The 21425-nt window shown below is 40.4% G+C and carries 17 protein-coding genes; 5 read left to right on the plus strand and 12 right to left on the minus strand.

Features of this window, described 5'->3' with window-relative positions:
- Positions 1 to 40: 40 nt before the first annotated feature.
- The 6 genes from ACIQAA_RS06990 to ACIQAA_RS07015 all read right to left on the minus strand — a co-directional run bounded on the left by ACIQAA_RS06990 (position 41) and on the right by ACIQAA_RS07015 (position 8547).
- The gene (locus ACIQAA_RS06990) at positions 41 to 1480 is read right to left on the minus strand and encodes an aldehyde dehydrogenase family protein (protein WP_402616823.1); all 1440 of its coding nucleotides are present in this window, start codon (positions 1478 to 1480) and stop codon (positions 41 to 43) included.
- Positions 1481 to 1530: 50 nt separating this feature from the next.
- Positions 1531 to 3036 carry a tripartite tricarboxylate transporter permease gene (locus tag ACIQAA_RS06995; protein ID WP_402616826.1) on the minus strand — a complete coding sequence of 502 codons (1506 nt, stop codon included), beginning with the start codon at positions 3034 to 3036 and terminating at the stop codon, positions 1531 to 1533.
- Positions 3037 to 3048: 12 nt separating this feature from the next.
- Complete coding sequence (locus ACIQAA_RS07000; protein WP_402616829.1) at positions 3049 to 3501, minus strand: tripartite tricarboxylate transporter TctB family protein; 453 nt, start codon at positions 3499 to 3501, stop codon at positions 3049 to 3051.
- A gap of 89 nt (positions 3502 to 3590) precedes the next feature.
- Complete coding sequence (locus tag ACIQAA_RS07005; protein ID WP_402616832.1) at positions 3591 to 4610, minus strand: tripartite tricarboxylate transporter substrate binding protein; 1020 nt, start codon at positions 4608 to 4610, stop codon at positions 3591 to 3593.
- Positions 4611 to 4710: 100 nt separating this feature from the next.
- Positions 4711 to 6447, minus strand: coding sequence for a thiamine pyrophosphate-requiring protein (locus tag ACIQAA_RS07010; protein WP_402616835.1), 1737 nt, complete (start codon positions 6445 to 6447; stop codon positions 4711 to 4713).
- 24 nt (positions 6448 to 6471) lie between these two features.
- The gene (locus ACIQAA_RS07015) at positions 6472 to 8547 is read right to left on the minus strand and encodes a (Fe-S)-binding protein (RefSeq protein WP_402616838.1); all 2076 of its coding nucleotides are present in this window, start codon (positions 8545 to 8547) and stop codon (positions 6472 to 6474) included.
- 281 nt (positions 8548 to 8828) lie between these two features.
- Between ACIQAA_RS07015 and ACIQAA_RS07020 the strand changes: the two genes are divergently transcribed.
- Positions 8829 to 9710 (plus strand): LysR family transcriptional regulator, encoded by an 882-nt coding sequence (locus tag ACIQAA_RS07020; RefSeq protein WP_402616841.1) that lies wholly within the window; start codon positions 8829 to 8831, stop codon positions 9708 to 9710.
- A 258-nt stretch (positions 9711 to 9968) separates the two neighbouring features.
- On the opposite strand, the gene ACIQAA_RS07025 is transcribed toward ACIQAA_RS07020, so the two are convergent.
- The 4 genes from ACIQAA_RS07025 to ACIQAA_RS07040 form a co-directional block, all read right to left on the minus strand.
- On the minus strand, positions 9969 to 11030 hold the full coding sequence (locus ACIQAA_RS07025) for an AbrB family transcriptional regulator (RefSeq protein WP_402617110.1): 1062 nt from the start codon (positions 11028 to 11030) through the stop codon (positions 9969 to 9971).
- Positions 11031 to 11132: 102 nt separating this feature from the next.
- On the minus strand, positions 11133 to 12110 hold the full coding sequence (locus ACIQAA_RS07030; protein ID WP_402616844.1) for a VOC family protein: 978 nt from the start codon (positions 12108 to 12110) through the stop codon (positions 11133 to 11135).
- Between the two features lie 77 nt (positions 12111 to 12187).
- Complete coding sequence (locus tag ACIQAA_RS07035; RefSeq protein ID WP_402616847.1) at positions 12188 to 13357, minus strand: acyl-CoA dehydrogenase family protein; 1170 nt, start codon at positions 13355 to 13357, stop codon at positions 12188 to 12190.
- 24 nt (positions 13358 to 13381) lie between these two features.
- Positions 13382 to 14278: an alpha/beta fold hydrolase gene (locus ACIQAA_RS07040; protein ID WP_402616850.1), complete on the minus strand. Its 897-nt coding sequence runs from the start codon at positions 14276 to 14278 to the stop codon at positions 13382 to 13384.
- 179 nt (positions 14279 to 14457) lie between these two features.
- Between ACIQAA_RS07040 and ACIQAA_RS07045 the strand changes: the two genes are divergently transcribed.
- A complete protein-coding gene (locus tag ACIQAA_RS07045) occupies positions 14458 to 16263 on the plus strand; it encodes a V4R domain-containing protein (RefSeq protein WP_402616853.1) in 1806 nt (601 codons plus the stop codon).
- Positions 16264 to 16346: 83 nt separating this feature from the next.
- On the opposite strand, the gene ACIQAA_RS07050 is transcribed toward ACIQAA_RS07045, so the two are convergent.
- The gene (locus ACIQAA_RS07050) at positions 16347 to 17648 is read right to left on the minus strand and encodes an MFS transporter (RefSeq protein ID WP_402616856.1); all 1302 of its coding nucleotides are present in this window, start codon (positions 17646 to 17648) and stop codon (positions 16347 to 16349) included.
- A 525-nt stretch (positions 17649 to 18173) separates the two neighbouring features.
- On the opposite strand from ACIQAA_RS07050, the gene ACIQAA_RS07055 reads away from it, so the two are divergent.
- From ACIQAA_RS07055 to ACIQAA_RS07065, 3 genes are read left to right on the plus strand one after another with little or no spacing between them, the layout of a single operon-like run.
- Positions 18174 to 18647: a flavin reductase family protein gene (locus ACIQAA_RS07055; protein WP_402616859.1), complete on the plus strand. Its 474-nt coding sequence runs from the start codon at positions 18174 to 18176 to the stop codon at positions 18645 to 18647.
- Between the two features lie 14 nt (positions 18648 to 18661).
- The gene (locus ACIQAA_RS07060; RefSeq protein ID WP_402616862.1) at positions 18662 to 19456 is read left to right on the plus strand and encodes a 2-keto-4-pentenoate hydratase; all 795 of its coding nucleotides are present in this window, start codon (positions 18662 to 18664) and stop codon (positions 19454 to 19456) included.
- Positions 19457 to 19502: 46 nt separating this feature from the next.
- Positions 19503 to 20291 carry an adenylyltransferase/cytidyltransferase family protein gene (locus tag ACIQAA_RS07065; protein ID WP_402616865.1) on the plus strand — a complete coding sequence of 263 codons (789 nt, stop codon included), beginning with the start codon at positions 19503 to 19505 and terminating at the stop codon, positions 20289 to 20291.
- Between the two features lie 93 nt (positions 20292 to 20384).
- Here the strand turns inward: ACIQAA_RS07065 and fsa are convergent, their stop codons facing one another.
- The gene (gene fsa, locus ACIQAA_RS07070) at positions 20385 to 21044 is read right to left on the minus strand and encodes a fructose-6-phosphate aldolase (RefSeq protein ID WP_402616868.1); all 660 of its coding nucleotides are present in this window, start codon (positions 21042 to 21044) and stop codon (positions 20385 to 20387) included.
- Positions 21045 to 21425 lie beyond the last annotated feature (381 nt).

Here is a 21425-nt window from a genome sequence, read left to right on the forward strand (position 1 = left end):
GACTCCCCAAATCTGGAGAGCTTTTTAAACCGATCAATTATTATTTTTTCTTATGGAAATTAATCCCATGATATTCAATAAATTCGTCAAAAACCTCGATAGACTTTTCTCTTCCGATTCCACTTTGCTTGATTCCGCCAAACGGGATGTATTTTGATCCTAAAGGTGTTTGTCCATGACCATTAATGAAGGTCATACCCGCTTCTATTTGGTTCGCAACGCCCAATGCACGATCAAAATCCGAAGACCATACGGAAGAACCCAAACCGAATTCTGAATTGTTGGCCATGTGAATAACCTCTTCTTCCGTATGATATGGAATCAGCGGGAGCACTGGACCAAATTGTTCACAGGTCACAATCTCAGCATAGGGATCAACATCTCTTACGATAACTGGCTGAAGATAGTATCCATTATCCCAATTCTCAGGTTCAAGTTGCTTTCCTAACTTGACTAAATTAGCCCCGCTGTGTTCCAGTCTTTCGATCAGTTCACTAATCCTTTGATATTGAAGTTGGTTGTTAATTGGCCCCATTGTAGCGTCTTCGTTTAATTGATACCCGATTTTATAGGAGTCTGTTAACGCGCAAGCCTTTTCATAGAACTCATCATACATATCATAAGGGATGTAAACGCGCTTAATCGCAAAGCAGAATTGACCTGTTCTTCGGAATGCTCCTTCTACAATTTTTGGAACGACTTCATTAAGATCTGCGTCGTTTAGTACAATAGCTGGATCGTTACCCCCTAATTCAAAGTGAACCCCTTTAAGTGTGTCAGCAGCAGATTTCATGATCGCCACTGCAGTACTCCCTCCGCCGGTAAAGGAAATTTTACGTACGAGCGGATGAGAGGTTAAAGCACTTCCTACATCACCACCGCCAAGAACAACATTAATTACGCCTGGTGGGAAAAATCCCGCCATTGTTCTTAATAGCGTTACTACGCCCATTGAAGCAGTCGGAGACGGTTTAACTACAATTGTATTGCCCGCAAGAAGGATCGGCGTTATTTTTTGCAAAGTCAGAATAATAGGGGCATTCCAAGGAACGATACAAGCAATCACACCCATCGGCCTCTTCACTACGCTGACCCAGCCGCTTTCATCCTCTATGCTGCGTTGTTTAAAGGCAGATGGCGCCAATTCTATTATAGTTCTCATATCCATCAAGCCTAACTTAACTTCATCAACGGTTCTGCCAAGCAGCATGCCGTTTTCTTTAGCCGTCACACTGGCGATAGATGACATATTTTTCTCAATTTCTTCAGCGGATTTCAATAGAATTGACATTCTTTCATCAAGTGTAGTTAGGCGCCAGGAGTGGAAGGCTTGATGTGCAGCTTGCACAGCCTGATCAATATGGCCTGCATCCCCTTTGGCGATAATACCAACTACTTCACTTAATCTGCCTGGATCCCTTACTTCATCATAATGCTCTGTTGTCACATCTTCATTGTTTATGAACAAGTTCACCTTCATGTGCATTCACCTCGTTATGTCCATTTCATTTCATTTCATTCGTTCCTGCATTACATTTCAACATCGTCCGCCAGATTCCCACGCTTATTTTTCACTCCGCTATAGACGCTAATGGCAAATATAATGAGGGCAACGCCCATGATAACGGCTGAAATTGGCTGAGTAAAAAAGATAAGAAAACCTTCAGTTGAAATAGATAAGGATTGCAGCATTGAAGTCTCCAATTGGGACCCTAATATAAAAGTTACAATCATCGCGGACATCGGGATATCTAATTTCTTCAGGATATAACCAATAACCCCAAAAATCAGCATCATCCCAACATCCCAAAGGCTGCCATTTAGACTGTAAGTTCCAACTAAAATGACCATCAGGATAATCGGAAACAATAACTTATACGGTATCATCGCAATTTTGGCCCACATACCGACTAAAGGCATGTTCATGATCAGCAATAAAACATTTCCAATAAACATACTGGCAATCAGGCCCCATACAAAGTCCGGATTTTTCGTAAACAGGGCTGGTCCTGGCGTTAATCCGTGCATAACAAACGCCCCTAAAATAACCGCCATGGTTGGCGAGCTTGGCAGTCCTAAGGAAAATAAGGGAATTAATGCCGCACCGCTGTGGGCGTTATTCGCCGTCTCAGGTCCTGCTACCCCCTCGATCGCTCCTTTTCCAAAACGGGACGGATCCTTGGCAACCTTTTTTTCTAAAATGTAGGAAAAAGTTGACGCAATAATGGAGTTTGCACCTGGGATGACTCCAAGAATCATTCCGATGCCTGTTCCCCTTCCGACGGATTTAAGAGTTGGTCCCCATTCTTCCCGCTTAGGAAGAAGACCTGTGACCTTTTCTGGCTTGGAGACTTTTGTCGGGTTTTCCGCATTCAGCAAAATCTCTGAAATTCCAAACAGACCCATGGCCATGACCGCAAAATCAATTCCATCCATCAACTCTATGGAGTTAAATGTGAAACGGAATTCTCCAGTGACCATGTCTTGTCCTACCATCGCAAGCAATAAACCGAGAAATGCAGCAATTAATCCCCTGACCAAAGACTTTCCCATCAATGCCACAATCATCAGCATGCCAAGCAGCATAATGGCAAAGAACTCCGGAGGACCAAATTTCAACGCAATTTTAGACAAAGCAGGACCTACAAACGTAAGCGCCGTTACAGCAACAATCCCACCGATAAACGAGCCAATTGCAGCCACCCCAAGTGCCGCTCCCGAACGCCCCTGCTTTGTCATCTCGTAACCGTCTATACATGTAATGACCGATGCAGCCTCACCTGGCACGTTCACTAATACAGAAGTAATCGTTCCTCCATACATCGATCCATAGAAGATTCCAGAAAGCATAATAATAGCAGTGACTGGCTCCATCCCGAAAGTAATCGGAATAAGCAAAGCAGTACCAGATACTGGACCAAGACCAGGGAGAACGCCGATGACCATCCCAAGCATTACACCAATAAGGCAGTAGAGAAGATTTGACCAGCTTAAAGCCGTTTCAAATCCATGCAAAAGCAATAACAATGAATCCATTTAACTGCCCCCCTAAAATAGTATCCCGCCTAAAGGTAAGTACACCTTTAAAACTGTATTAAACATCAAGTAAATGAATACTGTTATTCCGACAGACATCAATAAGGTGGTGTACCATTTATACTCTTTGTAGAACAAAATGGCCAAAAAGATAACACCCGCAACTATAAATCCGAATAATGAAAAGAGAATCACGAAAAGGACCAAACTGATAATGATAAACAAAATATGTTTTAATGAACGTCCCGTTGGCCACGATTCACTGCTTACATTTTTCCCTTTTACGCTTTCATAGATATACCAAATCGAGAGGGCCATCAGGATACCGCTCAACCAAGTAGGAAAGAAGCCCGGTCCCGGTCCAAGAGCACTAGAATAGGAATACTGCAAGGACAGTACAAACAAGAAAAGAGCTAGAAGGAAAATGACTGCCCCAGCCCAAATTCCTGACCTGTAATTACTCATGATAGAAATTCATCCCCTTCCACAAACAAATCGAAAATGGAGGGCATTCAGGTTCAACCCGAATACCCAATTATGTTTCATACACAGTTTTATTTAATTAGCCCTAGTTCCATTAACATTTTTCCAAATCTAACATTCTCTGCATCAACCTCTTTTTGGACAACCTCAGGATTGCCATATTGAGTCTGTAGAGAGGCTTTCTTGAATTCTGCTAACACTTCAGGATCTTCCATTGTTTTCTTAAGCGCTTCTTCTAGCATCGTAACAATTTCTTCGGGTACACCCTTCGGTGCAAAAAGCGAGGTATTGCTGTCAATCGCAATATCGAAGCCTTTATCTTTCAAAAGCGGGATATCAGGAAAATAAGGAACAGGTACACTTGCGACATTAAATAATCCGCGAAGCTCACCAGATTCAATCAGCGCCTTGGCATCACTCGGCTGTACCATAGCCCCCTGAACATGCCCGCCTAAAACACCTGTGATTGCGGGAGGCGTACCTTCAAATGATACCGCCTTTGCTTCAAAGCCCGCCTGCTTTTCCAGTTCTGCCACCGGTATATGCGCTCCTGATCCAATCCCGCCAGCTACACCATATGAGAATTTACCAGGGTTTTTCTTCACGTAATCGAGCCATTCTTCAAACGTTTCCCAAGGAGCATCTGCTTTAACTATCATGATTTGCTGGTTACCGAATACTTTTGAGATTGGTTGAAAACTGTCATGGGAGTATTTCACATTCCCATACAAAGGCTGCATGGAAATAGCACGGTGTGTAGACATTGCAAGGGTGTATCCATCAGGCTTGGAGTTAAATAAATCCGTGATCGCAATTGAGCCGCTGCCGCCTGGTTTATTCACAATTACTAGCTTGGCACCAGGCAAATATTTAGGAAGGTATTTTTCTATGATTCTCGCACCAATGTCTGTAGAGCCGCCCGCTGCAAATGGTACGAGAACTTCAATCGGTCTTGTTGGATACTCAATTTTTGTCTGTTTTTCATTTTTTGCTGCCGTAGTTGCATCCGAACCCGTTGATTGTGAAGATTGCGCACAACCTGCCAGTACAAGAAATAAAGCTGTCAAACAGAGCATAACGAACTTTTTCATTTTCTAAATTCCCCCTAATTTTAAATTTCACAGCTTTAATAAAAACTTATTTAACCGTCCATCACCTCCCAACGAAATCATAATTTCAGAAAAACTTAGATTAATAATCTTTCTGATTCGAAACTTTGGCCAGGCGGACATCCACAACAGCTGATTTTCCGTTTTTCACTTCATTCATGGCCTGCTGTAATACTTCAGGTAACTCCCTTGGATCTGTCACCATCCTGGCGTATGCCCCACCTGCCGCTTCAGCAATTTTTGCTAGATCGGCCGATTGATCAAAATTCACCCAGTAACGGTCCGTTTGTTTGGCTATGCCGTCTGGATATCGCTTTAATAGATTCTGCTTCGTTGCATTCCAGCCTTCATTGTTGTAAATGACCGTCAGGAATGGCGCTTGATATCTGCGCGACATCCAGTGAACCGAGGCAGGAACGCTGAATAAGTATGATCCGTCACCGGTTAAATTGACTATCGTTTTCGTTGGATCAGCGAGCTTGATTCCAATAGCTGCACCACCGTTCCATCCTAAGGATGTACCTCCGCTGCTAAAATAGGTGCCTGTCTTTGAGCGCGGCAAATGTTTGGCTACCGTCATGGTATTCGTAATCGTCTCATCTAATATGATGGTCTCAACGTCCACCACATTACGCAAACAAGCCGTCAGCCATTCCGGGGAAATCGTGTATCCTTCCCCCTGTTCTTTCTGCTTCCAATCTTTACGCTGCTCTTCGTGGCATTTGGCTAAACGAAGATAACGTTCTTGTACTTGCTCCTGATTAATATCCCTCTGGGCTAGATCATCATTTAATTGAATTAAGGAGGCATAGGCATCCGCACGATAATTCTTTACCGCGGGAATGTGCCATAATGGAATGTCTTCCTTGATTGGATCTAAATCAATATAGTAGACTTTGCATTCGTCCTTTGGCTGAACTTGTGTAGCGACCCAAGGAACATCCGTATCAATGGCGATAATGACATCTGCTTCGGAAACAAATGGATTTGGATCGTACCCCAGATGCAGAGAGTGGTCCCTCGGGAAATTAACGAAAGTAGGAATCTGTTCCACAACAGGTATAGCCATTTTTTCGCAAAATTCAATTAATTTTGGGACCGCTTTCGTATTTCTGCCTAAATAAGAAGTAATCAACAATGGATTTCGGGCTTCTAATAAAGCGCTTACGATTTCATCAAGACCCCATTTGGGTAAGGAGGATTGTTCAATTAGCGCCCATCCCCCCCAAGAGTCTGGCAGTTTCTCCACATTTTCCTCTAGCACTTCTCTTGCTCCGGTCAAATAAACCGGTCCAGCTGGATCACTTTGAGCCATCTGCATCGCCCGGTAAATGAGCTGTTTAACGTTTTTTCCCGTTCTGATATCTGATTCCCATTTGACATAGGACCTAAGGATTCCACGCTGATCGTATACATTTTGCAGATAATTCACATAGGAATTGCGGCTGCCCGGAAGCTCTCCGTCCATGGTGAACGGTGTTTCTCCAGCGAAAATGAACACCGGGACGCGAGCTCGAAATGCATTATGAACAGCACCTCCCAGATTTTGGGTCCCCACATCCGTATGAATGATTACGCCCTGTGCCTGGCCTGTCAGCATCGCATACCCTTGAGCTGCGGATAAAGCGGTACTCTCATGCGGACAAATGATGGCCTTGGGAAGTTCCTTCCCTTCCTCCTTGGCCTTTGCCAAGGCCTCAATCATCGAAGGATGATCGCTGCCTAGGTTGCAAAACAGGTAGGAAATGCCGACTTCCTGCAACGCTTCCATCAAAGCATCAGCTGTCGTGTACCTTTCGAACTTGTCTTTGTTGTTCATGAATTCATCTCCTATATTATCCTTTTAAAATTCAACCGACTTTTCAATGATTTCAGCAATATCCAGCGTCTGCACCTGTTCCTCGACTTCCTTAGCCTTAGTGCCATCGGAAAGCATCGTTAAACAATAAGGGCAATTGCTGCCAATGACCGTTGGGTTCGTTTGAAGCGCCATTTCCGTCCGTGCTATATTTACTCGGGTCCCTTCGCGCTCTTCCATCCACATCCTGCCTCCGCCGGCTCCGCAACAAAGTGCATTTTCCTTGTTTCGTTCCATCTCGAGCAACTTAATTCCCGGGATTGCACGCAGTATTTCCCTTGGCGAACCGTAGATATCATTGTAGCGTCCGATATAACAAGAGTCATGATAGGCCACTTTCTCTTCAACCTTCTTCGTTGGCTTGAGTCTGCCTTCTTTCAGTAGATCAGCCAGAAGTTGGGTATGGTGCACGACTTCCGCTTCCAGCCCAAATTCCGGGTACTCATTTTTAAAGGTGTTAAATGCATGGGGATCTGTCGTCACAATTTTGCGCACACCGTACGTCTGGAACGTCTCAATGTTTTGAGTGCATAAGTCCTGGAATAAGTACTCGTTCCCCATCCGGCGCGCTGTGTCCCCTGAATTCCTCTCTTCATTGCCGAGAATCGCAAATTTCACCCCTGCCTTGTGCAGCAGACGGGCAAAAGATCGGGCAATCCTCTGGCTGCGGATGTCGTACGATCCCATTGAACCTACCCAGAATAAAACATCAAATTCAGGGGTTTCATCAACGGTCTTGATAATATCCTCCATGCCTTCACGCCATTTGATGCGTTCATTGCGGTTAGAGCCCCAAGGGTTTCCTTGTCTCTCGATATTATTGAAGTAGCGTGAAGCTTCAGCTGGCATTTCTCCTTGCGTCATAACCAAAAACCTGCGCATATCGATAATTTTGTCAACATGCTCATTCATTACCGGACATTGATCTTCACAATTTCGGCATGTCGTACATGCCCACAGTTCTTCTTCCGTGATGATATCCCCGATTAGATTTGGTATTTCAACAGAAGCGGCTACCTCGGAATTCCCACCCACTGTCGCTTGTAGAGCCATTGGACTGGCTTTCGTATCCTTAAAAGCAAAGGCTGGCACCCAAGGCGAACGCGATGTGATCGAAGCTCCCTTTTCCGTCAGGTGGTTTCGCATTTTCAAAATGAGTTCCATTGGTGAAAGGGTCTTACCTGTACCGGAAGCAGGACACATATTTGTACATCGTCCGCATTCTGCGCAGGCATACAGATCGATCAACTGCTGTTGGGTAAAATTCTCGATTTTTCCAACACCGAATTCCTCAGCCTCTTCATCCTCGAAATCGATTTTACTCAATTTTCCGACAGGACCGACTTTCTTGAAAAACAAATTAAATAACGCGAATAGCTCATGCGCTTGCTTTGACTGCGGGACGAAAACCATGAAGGACAACACGGTCAGCAGGTGCACCCACCAAAATACGTAGAACAATATTGTTCCTGCACTCGTGCTAATGCCCGAGAACACCGCAGCAACCACACCAGAGAATGGAGCATAGATTAAATCCGGTTCATGCCCGAGCATCACAGTTTCAAAACCCAGCGTGAGCAGGATGGACGCTGTCAGCGTGGTTAAAGCAATGATGACCACAGCCGCTTTGAAATCTCTTCTGAGCTGTAAACGCTTTAATTTTTCAATATAGCGACGGTAAAAAGCAAATACTACTGCGCACAGCATGAGGAAAGTTGTCCACTCCTGCATAAGACTGAAATATTTGTGCAGGGTTCCAAATGGGAATTCGTATCCTTTGATAAATCCCTTGATGATGATTTCAATAAGCCCAATTTGAATGACGAAAAAACCATAGAACAAGATCAAATGCATCAGACCGCTTTTCTTGTCTTTAAACAATTTCCTTTGACCAAACCCATTGACTAACACACTATTCAATCGTTCTTTAAGGTTCAGTTCAAATGCGGTTTTCTTGCCGAGCTTCACAAACAAATACCGACTGTAAACGATTTGAATAAATAAATACAAAGCATATCCTGTCACAGCTAAAACTGCTGCAGAATTCAAATATACTAGCACCACCGCACTTCCTTTCTTAACTAAAAATATATATCTGAAGCTTCCACCAACCGTACGCTTTACACTTCGGATTGAATGGGGCTTGTTTCATTAACTCCTATTTCTTACTTATGAAACCATGCGCACGGTCTCTAGCTAAAACATCTCCAGCAATTGTTGTTTTGTGATTTTTATTATTCTGAATATTATTTATTTTGATAGTAGCATTTGGTATACTAATACTTCAAATATCTATTTAATAGGTTTGCGATACGATAAAAATATGGATAGGTGATCAGCACATGGATATACGCCAATTACGTTACTTTGTGACAGTATCAAATGAAGGACAAATTACACGAGCTGCAAAGAAATTGAATATGGCCCAGCCGCCCCTAAGCCAACAGCTAAAGTTAATCGAAGAAGAGCTAGGGACCTCTTTGTTTATCCGGAACAGCAGGAGCGTCGAGTTAACGGAGGCTGGAATATTACTCTACCAACGCGCAGTTAGTATCCTAAATCAAATCGATGACACTGTAATGGAAGTGAAAGAAACGGGAGATGGCTTACGGGGACAGCTCTCAATAGGTACTGCGAAAACAGTGGCCGCGGCCTATTTGCCGGAAAAAATTCAAGCGTTCCATAGTCAATATCCACTCGTTACCTTCCGCATAGAGGACGGCCATCCCCATGAAGTTGTTAAGTTTTTAGAAGATAGATTAGTAGAATTAGCTTTCGTTCGCTTCGTTTCAGACCTATCTTTGGATTATGCATCAAAAACTTTACACGTAGAACCTTATGTGTTATTCATTCCAAGTAAATGGGAGTGGGATACATCTAGAACATCTATCCGTATGAAGGATCTCGAAGACATCCCGCTTGTCATGTTCGTACGAGAAAACAAGTATGGAAAATATACCGCCTTTCATGATGCCTGTATAAAACTAGGAGTCAAAACGAACATCGTCTGCGAATCTCATGATGCTGGCATTATCTTTTCCTTTGTCGCGGCCGGGATGGGAGCGGCCGTTCTGCCAAGATCAACACTCGCCATTCACACGTCAGATAATATAAAAATTGTCGAAATAGAGGATTGTCCTCTTCAAAATAAAATCTCTCTCATCTGGGACAAAAATCGTCCTCTATCGAAAGGTGCCCAACGGTTTATTGAGTATTTTGATTGAACGATCACTACCTTTTGGTATAAATAAAACAAGAGCCTTATATTATATATTAGGCTCTTAGTTTATCGTTTTTTTTAAACTGCGGCAGTGCACCACTGCGTCCCCCGAATCACTTCATAAGCATGACAAAGAAGCCTATTAAAATACGATTTTTTCGCTAGGCTGCTTTTTTCTGCTTTACTATCGTTTCATACACAATACCGAGAATATCAAAGACTGTTTTTTCTTCTGATATCGATGACACTTACGCCGACGCTTTTATATATTAAATACTTTACTACACCTCCTTCTTGATTGTAGACAATCTCTTTTTTTTTCTTGCCAACGATAAAATATTTTCAGCAAAGGCATAATTAAAATAAAAATGAACAGCAGCCTGAACGTTTGGAACATAGTAACAAGCGAGACCTCTCCATTAACTGCATCTGCCAATAATACCATCTGATCTAAGCCACCTGGGGCCGTACTTAGGAAACTTGTAGCGAATGTTGTGTCCATTGCAGACGACATTAGGAAGCTTGAGCCATAAGTTAGGGCAATCAGTGCGAATGAGCTGAAAATACCGCCTGCGAGTACGCGTACTGGCAGCTTAATCATATGTGGCTTGAGCATGAGACCGATATGGGCGCCGATTAGTAACTGTGCGACGTCCATGACAGTGCCAGGTACTTGTGGCATTGCCATTGGTGTTGTGAGTTGCAACATAATTAACAAAATAATTGGTGTGATGAAACATGCTACTGGCAAATGGATGCGTTTCGTTAAGTGTGAGCATACCCATGCTAGTGCAATTAATAAGACTAAACTAATCGTTAGCTTCGCGTCAGTTGGCTGCTTACTTATTACTTGGCCACTGACGATAAAGGGTACGAATACAACGACTAGTAATAGCCGAATTACTTGAAAATAAGAAATAACGCCGATTTCTATAACCTTTTCTTCCTCGGCAAAGACGACGATTTGACTTAAACCGCCTGGGATAGCCCCTAGTACAGCAGCTTTCATCGGGATTTTTGCCCATTTGCACGTTAAATAGGCGATGCCGATTGAGCCGCCGATTAAAATAACGTTTACCGTTATCATGTAAAATAAAATAGAGCTCATCATGCCGAATAAATCGCTGTTAAATTCTACACCTATTGCGGTACCGACCATGACGACACCTAAATCACACATTTGGCCGGACCATTTGAGCGGTCCTTTATAAATAAATTGGGCTAACATGACGAAACCAATCGGGCCGAGCATCCATGGAATAGGGATGTGCAGCAGGCTAAAAATATAACCGCCAAGTAAAGATAAGACTAACACCGTTAACATTGCCTTCAACAGCTAACACCCCTTCCTATAAAAAACTATCTACATTTATTGCTAAAAAACCACCAGTGTTTATCGTTATAATTACTGGTGGTTTAAGTATTATTATTTCACTAATTCTTTTACTTGTGCTTCACGATCTACGTCGTCGCGACGACGATCACCCCAGTATGCAGAACCATTCTTCAAATATTCTTCATAAGTCCATTTCACTGGCTCCCAGTCTGGCTCGAAGATTAAGTAGCCGTTTGTAAAGATTTCAAGACGTAAGCCGCTTCCTGGGTCTTTTACGTAAATGTACATTGCTTGAGAAATACCATGTTTACCAGGACCAACGAATTGTACATCTGATTCGCATAAAATGTCAGCAGCACGTAATAAGTCTTGTGCGTTGTCTAACCAGTAAGCGATATGGTGCATTTCGTTTGGCTCTTTCGAACGTGATGTAGACATGATTGCTACGTCATGTACCAAGTTTGTTACTGATAACCAGCTTGCTACTTGTACATCGTCTGGATTTACGAAATATTCGCGCAGCTTGAAGCCTAATGCTTCTTGTAAATATTTTACGATCTCAGCGTTGTCGTGAGAAGTTTGTAAGTTTACATGGTCGATACGGCGTGGAGATACACCTTTCGCCCAAGATTTATAAGTTTGGTTTTTAAGCACTGATTTACGAGATTCATCAGCAGGTGTTTTTTCCATATCATAGTAAAGTTCGAAGCGGTGACCACTTGGTAATTCGAAGCGGATTGCCTCACCTTGTGCTACTTCTTCGCCTGCTTCTATCCAACGTACTTCTGTACCAGCATCTTCTAATAATTTTGCGAAAGTTGCTATGTCCTCGCGACGTTTTGTACGCCAGCCGATGTGATCGATGTAAGAAGTTTCACCAGCTGTAATTGATAATGTATGGTGTTCGAAGTCGCCCCAAGCTCGTAAGTAGTGTACGCCATCTACAACTTCTGTTTCTTCTAAGCCGATTGTGTCGCGGAAGAACCATAAAGATTTTTCAAGATCTGCTGACACTAATGCCACGTGTCCTAATTTTGCAATTTCTGGTGCGTAATGAAATTTTCCCATTTATATTCACCTCATAGTTAATTGTTGTTTTATAAGAGGACATGTGAATTACGAATTCTTACTTTATGAATGTGATATTACCCTTGAATGTTTGTATTAACGCCGAATAAATGTCTGCCGTAACCTAAAATGCCGTCTTCATATAAAGAAGTAATGTGGGTTGCGATTGCCATTAAGTCACGAGTAAATAGCTCTACTGGATGACCTTTTAATAAGGCGTGTCCGCCTAAAGTTAGCAGTGATTTCACGCCGATTTGTGCACACTTATCAATTATCTTTGCACGGATTGCTTTATATTTTGCCCCTTCGTAAGGGCCGCCTTTATCTGTTTCCATCATTGAGATGTATTCATTTAATAGGCTTTTAGCAGAGAGCATTTCGAGCTTTAACTCCGAAAGTACGCGTTGGCTCGCAGGAGAATCTTTTTCGTTTATGCCCGAGAACCGTACGCGGCCTGCTGTATGCTTTTCGAATTCGTCAAGAACACGCTCGGCACCGCCAACAGCCATCGCTGCAAACCCTACATAGAAGCCAGGGTAGAATGGTGTGTTGTAGTATAAGTATTCTTGATCGAAATCTTCATACGGCGGCTGGCTCTTTTCGATAATTTTGTTAAAGCGTAAAATGGCATCAGGCTTAACGAAAACTTTATCAACGATTAATGTATTACTACCTGATCCACGAAGACCAAGCGAATCCCAGGTTTTCACAACTTCTAAGTCAGAAACTTTTAATAAAATACCTACTCGCTCAGGCTTGTCGTTATCTTCGAATTTCATAAATGCGCCAACGCCAACCCAATCGCAATAGTTGATACCGCTTACAAAGTTGTACTTACCTGAAACAATATAGCCGTTTTCAACTGGTTCTACTTTGCCGATTGGTGCAAATACGTCAGCTACGAAGCCGCCTTGGTTAATGACTTCATCACGAATGTGCTTTGGATAGTAGCATACCCAAGAGTTGTGCACGGAGAAAAAGTATGTTAACCACGAAGCAGATAAGTTGTGGTAACCTACTGTGCTTACCATATCAACGAACGTGCGCCAATCAAGTTGTGGATAGCCAAACTCTTTCGGTAAAATTAAACGATGAATTTCCTCCTCGCGGATAATATCCGCGAGGCGTGGAGAAATTGTCGAGTTTAGATCTGCTTCAATTGCTTCCAACTCTGCAGCTTCCCCGATACGCTTTGCTTTTTGCATAATTTCTTCATAAGGAGCTTTATTATGAACTGCTGTTAACATCTGATCATTCCTTTCAAAAATAGTTTATTGTGCTGAAACTGCTTGATCTTTTTCAACTGCTAAAAAATCGATAACAAGTTTGTTCACGATTTCTGGTTGGTCCGTTTGTGCTTGGTGACCGCAGTCTTCGATATATTCGAATTTAATGTTCGGTAATAATTTCTGAAGCTTATAGCCTGTCTCTACCGGTGCGACAGCATCTTGGTTACCCCAAATGAATAAGCCAGGAATTTTTAATTTTGGTAATGAATCCTTAATACAGTAACGATCCCAAAGCTTTGGTTCTTCATTCATTCTTGCTAAGTAAGTATCAAACGCTTGATTTGATTCTTTTACACCTGGGCGGGTTGCTGCTTGATGACGAAGTTGAATTAATTCTTCAGGAATGACTGTATCTTCACTTGAATTGCGATACATAAATTTACGTAACGATTCTTCTGTATAGTCGTAACCAATCACTTCTAAGAATGAACGCAGCCTTCTTTCGGGTACTTCTTGCATTGCTTGATAAATCGTATTACTGCCAATGTAAACAACCTTATTTACTTTTTCAGGATGGTCAATTGCATATTTAGCTGCAACGTAAGCACCTTGTGAGTTGCCAACAAGTGATACTTCATCTAGGCATAATGCTTCAATAAAATCATGTACATGATTCACTAAGCTTTGATGACCATTTACTGGCCATGCGTGAGGGCGTGCATCTGTGAAGCCCATTGATAGTTGGTCTACTGCGTATGCACGGAAGCCAGCTTTTGCTAATGCAGGCAACATAAAACGCCAACCCGCTGCGCCGCAAGCACCAGGTCCTGCACCATGTAGTAAAATTACAGCTGGTCCTTCTGTTCCAGCCCAAGAATAATGTGTACGTACACCTTTTGCTAATACGTAACTATTATGAAATCCTTCAAAAATTGTCATCGTTTTTTGCCCCCTTGTGCTGATTGGCTGTTTTCTGTTGTTTTGAGTATAACGGTTAATAAATTTAAACATAATAGCGATTTTTATTGAATGAATAGTCGTAATCATTAAAATTTATTGAAAAGTGAACTTAATTTTAGTAATATGGGGAATAGAAAATCATAGGGGATGTGATTTTAATGAGTGAAATAGCATTTGATTCTAACGAAACAAAAAATATTTTAATGTCGGCAAATGCCTTCCACACATTAAAAAACAATTTATTTAACAATATTGGCTCTCATAAAACGAAAGGTTTTTTATTCCGATTTGGTAAAGAGTTTGGGATGGAATCAGCAAAAAATAGGCTTCAGAATAAGAACTCGGTGAGTCCTGTCGGTAAAAGACATTCGCGCTTAGGTCATGTAAAAGATGTAATTTTCATGGGAGAAATTGTGCGCCATCCGGACGGCACGATTGAATGTAACAATACGTGGGGACAATGGGTAGAATCATTCGAAGCAGCATTGCACCTTAAAAATTACGGTTTAGCAAATGAATGTGTTTGTCACATGTTATGCGGGTTTGCGAGTGGTGCATTAACATATGAGTTTGGCGAGTCAATTATTGCGGTTGAGTACAAGTGCGTTGCAAAAGGTGATCCATGCTGCGAGTTTAAAGTCCGTTTAGAGCGCGATTGGCTCAACGAGAAGGAGGAGCTTATTCACCTTTATCAAAACGACAACATCTTATCTGAGCTGGAAATGACATATGATGCACTTTTGCATCATAAACAATTGCTCGAAAAAATTTCAATGTTTCATGGTCAACTCACGCAAAAAGTAACAGATAAGCATTCTATGGATGAAATTGTACAGGCTGCGTATGAGCTGTTGAACATCCCAATTTTGATTGAGGATATTCATGGCACTCCATTAAGTCAAATTGGTTTAACCGAAGAACAGCAGCTACTAATTGAAAAAGATAAGGCGAAATTATTGCATTTTGATGATAAGCACAACGTTTCGCATTACAAAGGCAATGAATATTGGAAGTTGACCGCACCTGTTCTTATTAATAAAAAAAATTATGCCTCTTGTTCTTTTTTTTACTTTGACGATCAAAGTATGGATGAAAACGATCACTTATTTTTAGAGCGTATTTCTACGGTGGTGGCGTTATGTATTTTATACGAGGAAGCGCAGTTTGAAGAGCAGCAGCGTATGCGCAGCTCGCTATTAGAGCGTTTAATTCATAATCGAAATATTAAAGATATCGAATCTTACTATAAGTTTTTACCGTTTATGTTTCGGCCGCCGTTTTCTACAGGTATTATTAGTGTGAAAAAGAAAAAGAAAAATAAAGAAATTATTGACATTCACGATCAGCTGACACAGCTCTCAAAGTTGGCAAAAGAGTGGGATTTACCTTGTATTTTTGCAGTACTGGGGGAAGAAATTGCTCTCCTTAACTCACTTAATAGTGATAAGCAAGGCTGGCAGAGGAAAATGATTAAGATTTTTCAAAAGATGGAGAAAAAAAATAGCAATTATAAATATTCAATCGGGCTTAGCGGAACGTTTAGCAACTTTAAAGAATTTGAACATTCTCTTCAAGAAGCGCGTATCGCACAGCGCTTCCCAAATCAAAAGCTGCTAACAGATTACGAAGATTTAGGTATGCTTGGCGATATTGTAAGGAACATGAGTATCGAACAGCTACATGAAATGGCGAAAAAGACGTTAAAAGACTTATACAATTTCGACGATCCTCGTAAAAAAGAATTGCTGCACACGCTTTACGTTTATTTATTAAATAGCCAGCGCTTAAAAGAAACGATGGATGAGTTGACGTTATCAATCGGCGGTATCCAATATCGTATAAAGCAAATTGAAGAGCAGCTGCAAATTTCACTAAAAAACGCTTCAACAGCCGCGTATACTTTATTAGTGATTCAGGCGCTAATATTGTCGGATAGTTTATGCTTTGAGGAATTTGCACGATAATATAACGAGGTTTAAAACGATGAAAAAAGACTGTAGACAAACTTATTTTCTAGTTTGTCTACAGTCTTTTTTCATGTGGGATTCTATTGTTCTACAGAAACATCTAGGCTCATTTGCTTTTCTTCCGTAGTACGACGTGCATCTTCTTTTTCAGTTGCTGTAATTTTTAATTTACGTGTAGCTAATAACACTATCGCAGTTACAACATATAAACTAACTATCACTAACACCCCTGAGTTGAAGCCAGAGCGAACGTCATCACCTGTAAATGTAATTAAGTAACCAGTAATCCATGGACCGATTACTCCAGCCATACTTGAAATAGATAATGAAATCCCTGTTACACTGCCTACTAATTTTTTCGGAATGATCAACGTTTTTATTGCAACATTTAACGGTAATAGGCTTGTGTTCATTACCAGGCCTCCGCCTAAGAAAATACATGCTAAAACTGGTGATGATACAATGGTTGTCATTGCGTAAGAGAGCGCACCAACAAGTAAAACTATAACTAATACACGGTCATAAGATTTGATAAGGCTTTTATTTTTCTTGAATAAGATGTCTGTAAATTTACCTGCACAAATAGCGAATACAGTACCTACAATACCCATTCCAGCAAATACTAAGCTCATAATATGCGGCTCAAGACCAACAATTTTTGTTAAGTAAGTTGGTGCCCATGTTAAAACCCAAGTTGTAATCCACATTGATACGAAACCTACAACTAAAATTGATAATACATACGGGTTGATTAAAACTTCTAAAATATACTTGAACGGTACTTCCTTGTTAGAAGCTAAAGATTTTACGTCTTCAACCAGTGGCTGCTTAGGCTCGTCTCTCATAAAGAAGAATAATAATGCCCATACAAAGCTTGCTGCCCCTAGTATTGCGAAAGTATGTTGCCAGCCTAAGTTTGTAATCCCCATAACCAAAAGTGGTGCAGCTAAATACGTACCAACTGTTGTACCAGAAGTCATAATAGCTGAAGCGACACCGCGTTGTGAACTAGTAAACCATCGTGCAAGGTGTACTATGCACAAACCGAGCGTACCACCCTCGAAGAAACCTAAACTAACACGTAGTAAAATTAAGTTTGTTACCGTTTCTACAAAATAAGCGCTTGCTAATGAAACAGTCCATCCAGTAGCAATTATCAATAATAAATATTTTGTGTTGAAGCGATACGTTAATGTACTTAAAATAATACTTCCGACAGCGTATGCAGCGAAGAAGCTGCTTCCTACTAAACCAAACTGATCGTAAGATAAATCTAATTCAGACATGATTGGTTCTGCGGCTAATCCTAAAACTGTTTTATCCGTATAGTTTAAAACAGATAGTAAGAATAGAAATCCTAATACAACCCAACGCATATGCATAAAATCCCCCTTGTATTACTGAATTTTCCTATCCACATCATTTCGTAATTATATTGTTAGATTTTTCCGAAAATTCTTGAGGTAATTGTTAGCGTTTTCAATATAATGTTAGAATAATATCACACCTCCATTTATTTTGCTAGAAATGCATTCATTTCGGCACTTTTTTTACTTTCTTTTTTTAAAAAATAGTGGCTAATGGAAACATTCAATATATGAATCTTCCATGAAAAGAATTCTATTTGAAAAAAAAGAGATTTACAAGAAAAAAAAAATGATACTTATTTGGGTTTGTATGAGAACAAAAAAGAAAAGATTAAATTCCCAATTCCAAAAATGTTAAAATTATTTCATTGACATATATTGATAAATCTGAACTTTTTTGAAATTTTTCCACAAAAAATTTCAATTTAGTCTTGCATAAATATTATTGTTTTTTTCTCAATTTTCAATAAAAATAACAATGACAATTTTAAATAGACTCCTTTATGATTAAATTATTCGATTAAGGATGGAGGAATTGGGATGGATGATCGTTTATTTAGAGATGCAATGGGGAAATTTGCCACAGGTGTAACCGTTCTTTTAACTGAAAACGAGGGAGAAACACATGGAATGACAGCAAACGGTTTCATGTCAGTATCATTGGATCCGAAGCTTGTCTTAATTTCTATTGGACATAAAGCAAAATTTTTAGAAAAAGTCTCACAGTCTAAAAAATATACAGTAAATATTTTAGCGGAAGATCAAGAGCATTATTCACGTCATTTCGCTGGAAAACCTGGTGAAGCAGTAGAATTTGAAACGTTAGCTGAACTACCAGTACTAAAAGGGGCTATCGCTCAAATCGCATGTGAAGTTGTATCAGAACATGTAGAAGGTGACCATACATTATTCATTGGCAGAGTGGTAGATTTACGTCTTGAGGGTAAAAATCCGTTATTATTCTTTAGTGGTAAATATCGTCAATTGACTGAGGTAGAAACAGTTAAGTCTTAAAAGGAGAATTCTCTATGAATATTCAATTAATGGCTAATGCATTGCTTGAAGCAGAACGTACGAAACAGCCAATCACCCCATTAACTGAAACCTATGAAAATATTACGGTTGCTGATGCCTATGCAGTGCAATTAGCGCAAATTCGTCAAAAGATTGACTCCGGTGCGACAGTAAAAGGGCTAAAAATTGGTTTAACAAGTAAAGCGATGCAAGAAATGTTGAATGTATATACACCAGACTACGGTTTTATTTTAGATACAATGGTATATGATGAGGCAGATGGTTTAGCTGCTGAGTCCTTTATTCAACCAAAGGTAGAGTTTGAAATTGCATTTGTTTTCAATAAAGAGTTAAAAGGACCAAAAGTGACACCGCAAGATGTAATCGGTGCCACTGCTTATGTTGTACCAGCCGTAGAAGTAATCGATAGCCGAATCGCAAATTGGAAAATAAAATTCGAGGATACGGTAGCAGACAATGGTTCTTCAGCAGGTGCGATTTTAGGTGAAAAGCATACACTACTCAAAGATATTGAGGACATTACAAATATCCCAATGATTGTGAAGAAAAATGGTAAATTTTTAGACGAAGCAACGAGCTCGGCCGTGTTAGGTAACCCACTCAATGCGGTTGTCTGGCTAGCAAATGAATTGAGTGCATATGGCATTTCTATCAATCCGGGCATGTTTGTTTTATCAGGAGCACTATCAAAAGCTGTTCCCTTTGAAACAGGCGATGAGTTTGAAGTTGACTTCGGTATACTCGGCGGAGTAAGCGCTAACATTTTAAAGGAAGTCGTGAAAAAATAAAAAATCTATGAAGTAGTACAAATAAAAGAAAAAGGAGAGAATCGCAATGAGGGTAATCTATGTGAATGCTAATAACTTACAAGAGATTAAACAATCAGCTCCCAATGTAGCGATGGCACTTGGTTATTTTGATGGTGTGCATTTAGGGCATCAAAAAGTAATTCAAACAGCTAAAGAAAAAGCAAAAGCAGAAAATTTATCATTAGCGGTCCTCTCTTTTTTCCCGCATCCAAAAAGTGTGTTATTTTCGGACATAGAAGTCTCATATCTAGAGCCACTAGAACAAAAAGTTGAAAAGTTAGAAAGGCTTGAAGTAGACATTTTTTATATCGTAGAGTTTACAAAGGAATTAGCTAAAGTAGAAGCGAACGATTTTTTAAATGATTATATTATAGGTTTGAATGCTGAGGAAATTATTTGCGGTTTCGACTACACATATGGGGCAAAAGCAAGTGGTACTGTTAAAACACTGGCAGTTTATGCGGCTACACAGCAAGTAGGCCTAACTGTTGTCGAAGAGCTAAAGTGGAATAATCAAAAAATTAGTTCGACTTTGATTAGAAAGTACTTAACAGAACGAAAGCTTAGTGAATTACCGAGTCTATTGGGAGGCTTTTATAAAACTAAGTATTGTCAAAAGAACGGTTTACTGCCGAATTATTCGTTACCGAATGTAGGTAGTTATAAAGTATTGATTGAAGATCGACATTCTTTTATTGAGTGTGTTGCCACTGTAAAGTGTAATAGATATATTCAGATTCATAATGAAATGCCCACACTGCCGAATTTATTAACGATACTATGGGTTGACCAATTAGAAACAATACCAAGCTGAGATTCCGGTTCTTTTTCCAAAATCTTATTATAAAAATAAGAGGGGCTTTCAAGGTCAGTTTTACCTGACTTTTTGACAGCCCCTTTTTGCTTTTTAAACTGTTTTCCAGTCAGCAGCAAACTTTTCAAGACCTTGGTCAGTTAACGGGTGTTTTGATAATTGCTCAATAACCTTAAATGGAATAGTTGCAATATGAGCTCCTGCTAACGCCACACGAGTAACATGATCAGGATGACGAACTGATGCTGCAATGATTTGTGTATCCAAGTTTTGAACCTGGAACATCTTCGCGATTTTTGCAACTAATTCTACACCATCTTCGTTAATATCATCTAAACGGCCTAAGAATGGTGAAACATATGTAGCTCCGGCACGAGCTGCCAATAATGCTTGGTTCACACTAAAAATTAGTGTAACGTTCGTTTTAACACCTTTTTTTGTTAGATAACGGCAAGCCTCTAATCCGTCTAAGTTCATTGGCAATTTAATGGTGATATTTTTATCGCCACCGTTAATTTTAATAAGCTCGTTAGCTTCCGCAATCATTTGTTCAGCTGTCAAAGCGTTCGGTGTAACCTCAGCAGAAACAGACTCAACTTCTGGAACTGCGTTTAGGATTTCAGCAATACGATCTTCAAATTTCACGCCCTCTTTCGCTACTAAAGAAGGGTTAGTCGTTACTCCTGATAACACCCCGATTTTATAAGCTTTTTTGATTTCTTCAAGGTTTGCAGTATCGATAAAAAATTTCATGCTAATTTTCCTCCAAACTTAATATAGTAAAAAGCTGATTTGACAGCATTTTATACTTAACTATTAAAATATCTAATTAACATAACTAACCATAATACAATTATCCAAGAATCGTCAAGAATAATATCTCATTTTCAAGATATTATTCCATTATAATATTACTGACAATCCTTATTTATGTTTGTCTTTCTTGGATCTATTAAATCGGTGGCCCTTATCTAAATTCACCCATGACCCGGTTGGTCCTTGAACCGGTCACTCCAGTGCTTGGGCACTGACCGCCACCTCCTGTTAAGTCAGCCAGAATGCAGGTCCACTTTTCACTTCCGTCACATCACCACATCCAATAATGCCCCAACGAACTTTGTTTAATCTCATAAA

The organism is Neobacillus sp. NPDC093182, assembly GCF_044754045.1.

Bases quoted from the DNA above. Each gene is read 5' to 3' on its own strand.
- ACIQAA_RS06990 (WP_402616823.1), bottom strand. From the start codon at position 1,480: ATGAAGGTGAACTTGTTCATAAACAATGAAGATGTGACAACAGAGCAT.
- ACIQAA_RS06995 (WP_402616826.1), bottom strand. From the start codon at position 3,036: ATGGATTCATTGTTATTGCTTTTGCATGGATTTGAAACGGCTTTAAGC.
- ACIQAA_RS07000 (WP_402616829.1), bottom strand. From the start codon at position 3,501: ATGAGTAATTACAGGTCAGGAATTTGGGCTGGGGCAGTCATTTTCCTT.
- ACIQAA_RS07005 (WP_402616832.1), bottom strand. From the start codon at position 4,610: ATGAAAAAGTTCGTTATGCTCTGTTTGACAGCTTTATTTCTTGTACTG.
- ACIQAA_RS07010 (WP_402616835.1), bottom strand. From the start codon at position 6,447: ATGAACAACAAAGACAAGTTCGAAAGGTACACGACAGCTGATGCTTTG.
- ACIQAA_RS07020 (WP_402616841.1), top strand. From the start codon at position 8,829: ATGGATATACGCCAATTACGTTACTTTGTGACAGTATCAAATGAAGGA.
- ACIQAA_RS07025 (WP_402617110.1), bottom strand. From the start codon at position 11,030: ATGTTAACGGTGTTAGTCTTATCTTTACTTGGCGGTTATATTTTTAGC.
- ACIQAA_RS07030 (WP_402616844.1), bottom strand. From the start codon at position 12,110: ATGGGAAAATTTCATTACGCACCAGAAATTGCAAAATTAGGACACGTG.
- ACIQAA_RS07035 (WP_402616847.1), bottom strand. From the start codon at position 13,357: ATGTTAACAGCAGTTCATAATAAAGCTCCTTATGAAGAAATTATGCAA.
- ACIQAA_RS07040 (WP_402616850.1), bottom strand. From the start codon at position 14,278: ATGACAATTTTTGAAGGATTTCATAATAGTTACGTATTAGCAAAAGGT.
- ACIQAA_RS07045 (WP_402616853.1), top strand. From the start codon at position 14,458: ATGAGTGAAATAGCATTTGATTCTAACGAAACAAAAAATATTTTAATG.
- ACIQAA_RS07050 (WP_402616856.1), bottom strand. From the start codon at position 17,648: ATGCATATGCGTTGGGTTGTATTAGGATTTCTATTCTTACTATCTGTT.
- ACIQAA_RS07055 (WP_402616859.1), top strand. From the start codon at position 18,174: ATGGATGATCGTTTATTTAGAGATGCAATGGGGAAATTTGCCACAGGT.
- ACIQAA_RS07060 (WP_402616862.1), top strand. From the start codon at position 18,662: ATGAATATTCAATTAATGGCTAATGCATTGCTTGAAGCAGAACGTACG.
- ACIQAA_RS07065 (WP_402616865.1), top strand. From the start codon at position 19,503: ATGAGGGTAATCTATGTGAATGCTAATAACTTACAAGAGATTAAACAA.
- fsa (WP_402616868.1), bottom strand. From the start codon at position 21,044: ATGAAATTTTTTATCGATACTGCAAACCTTGAAGAAATCAAAAAAGCT.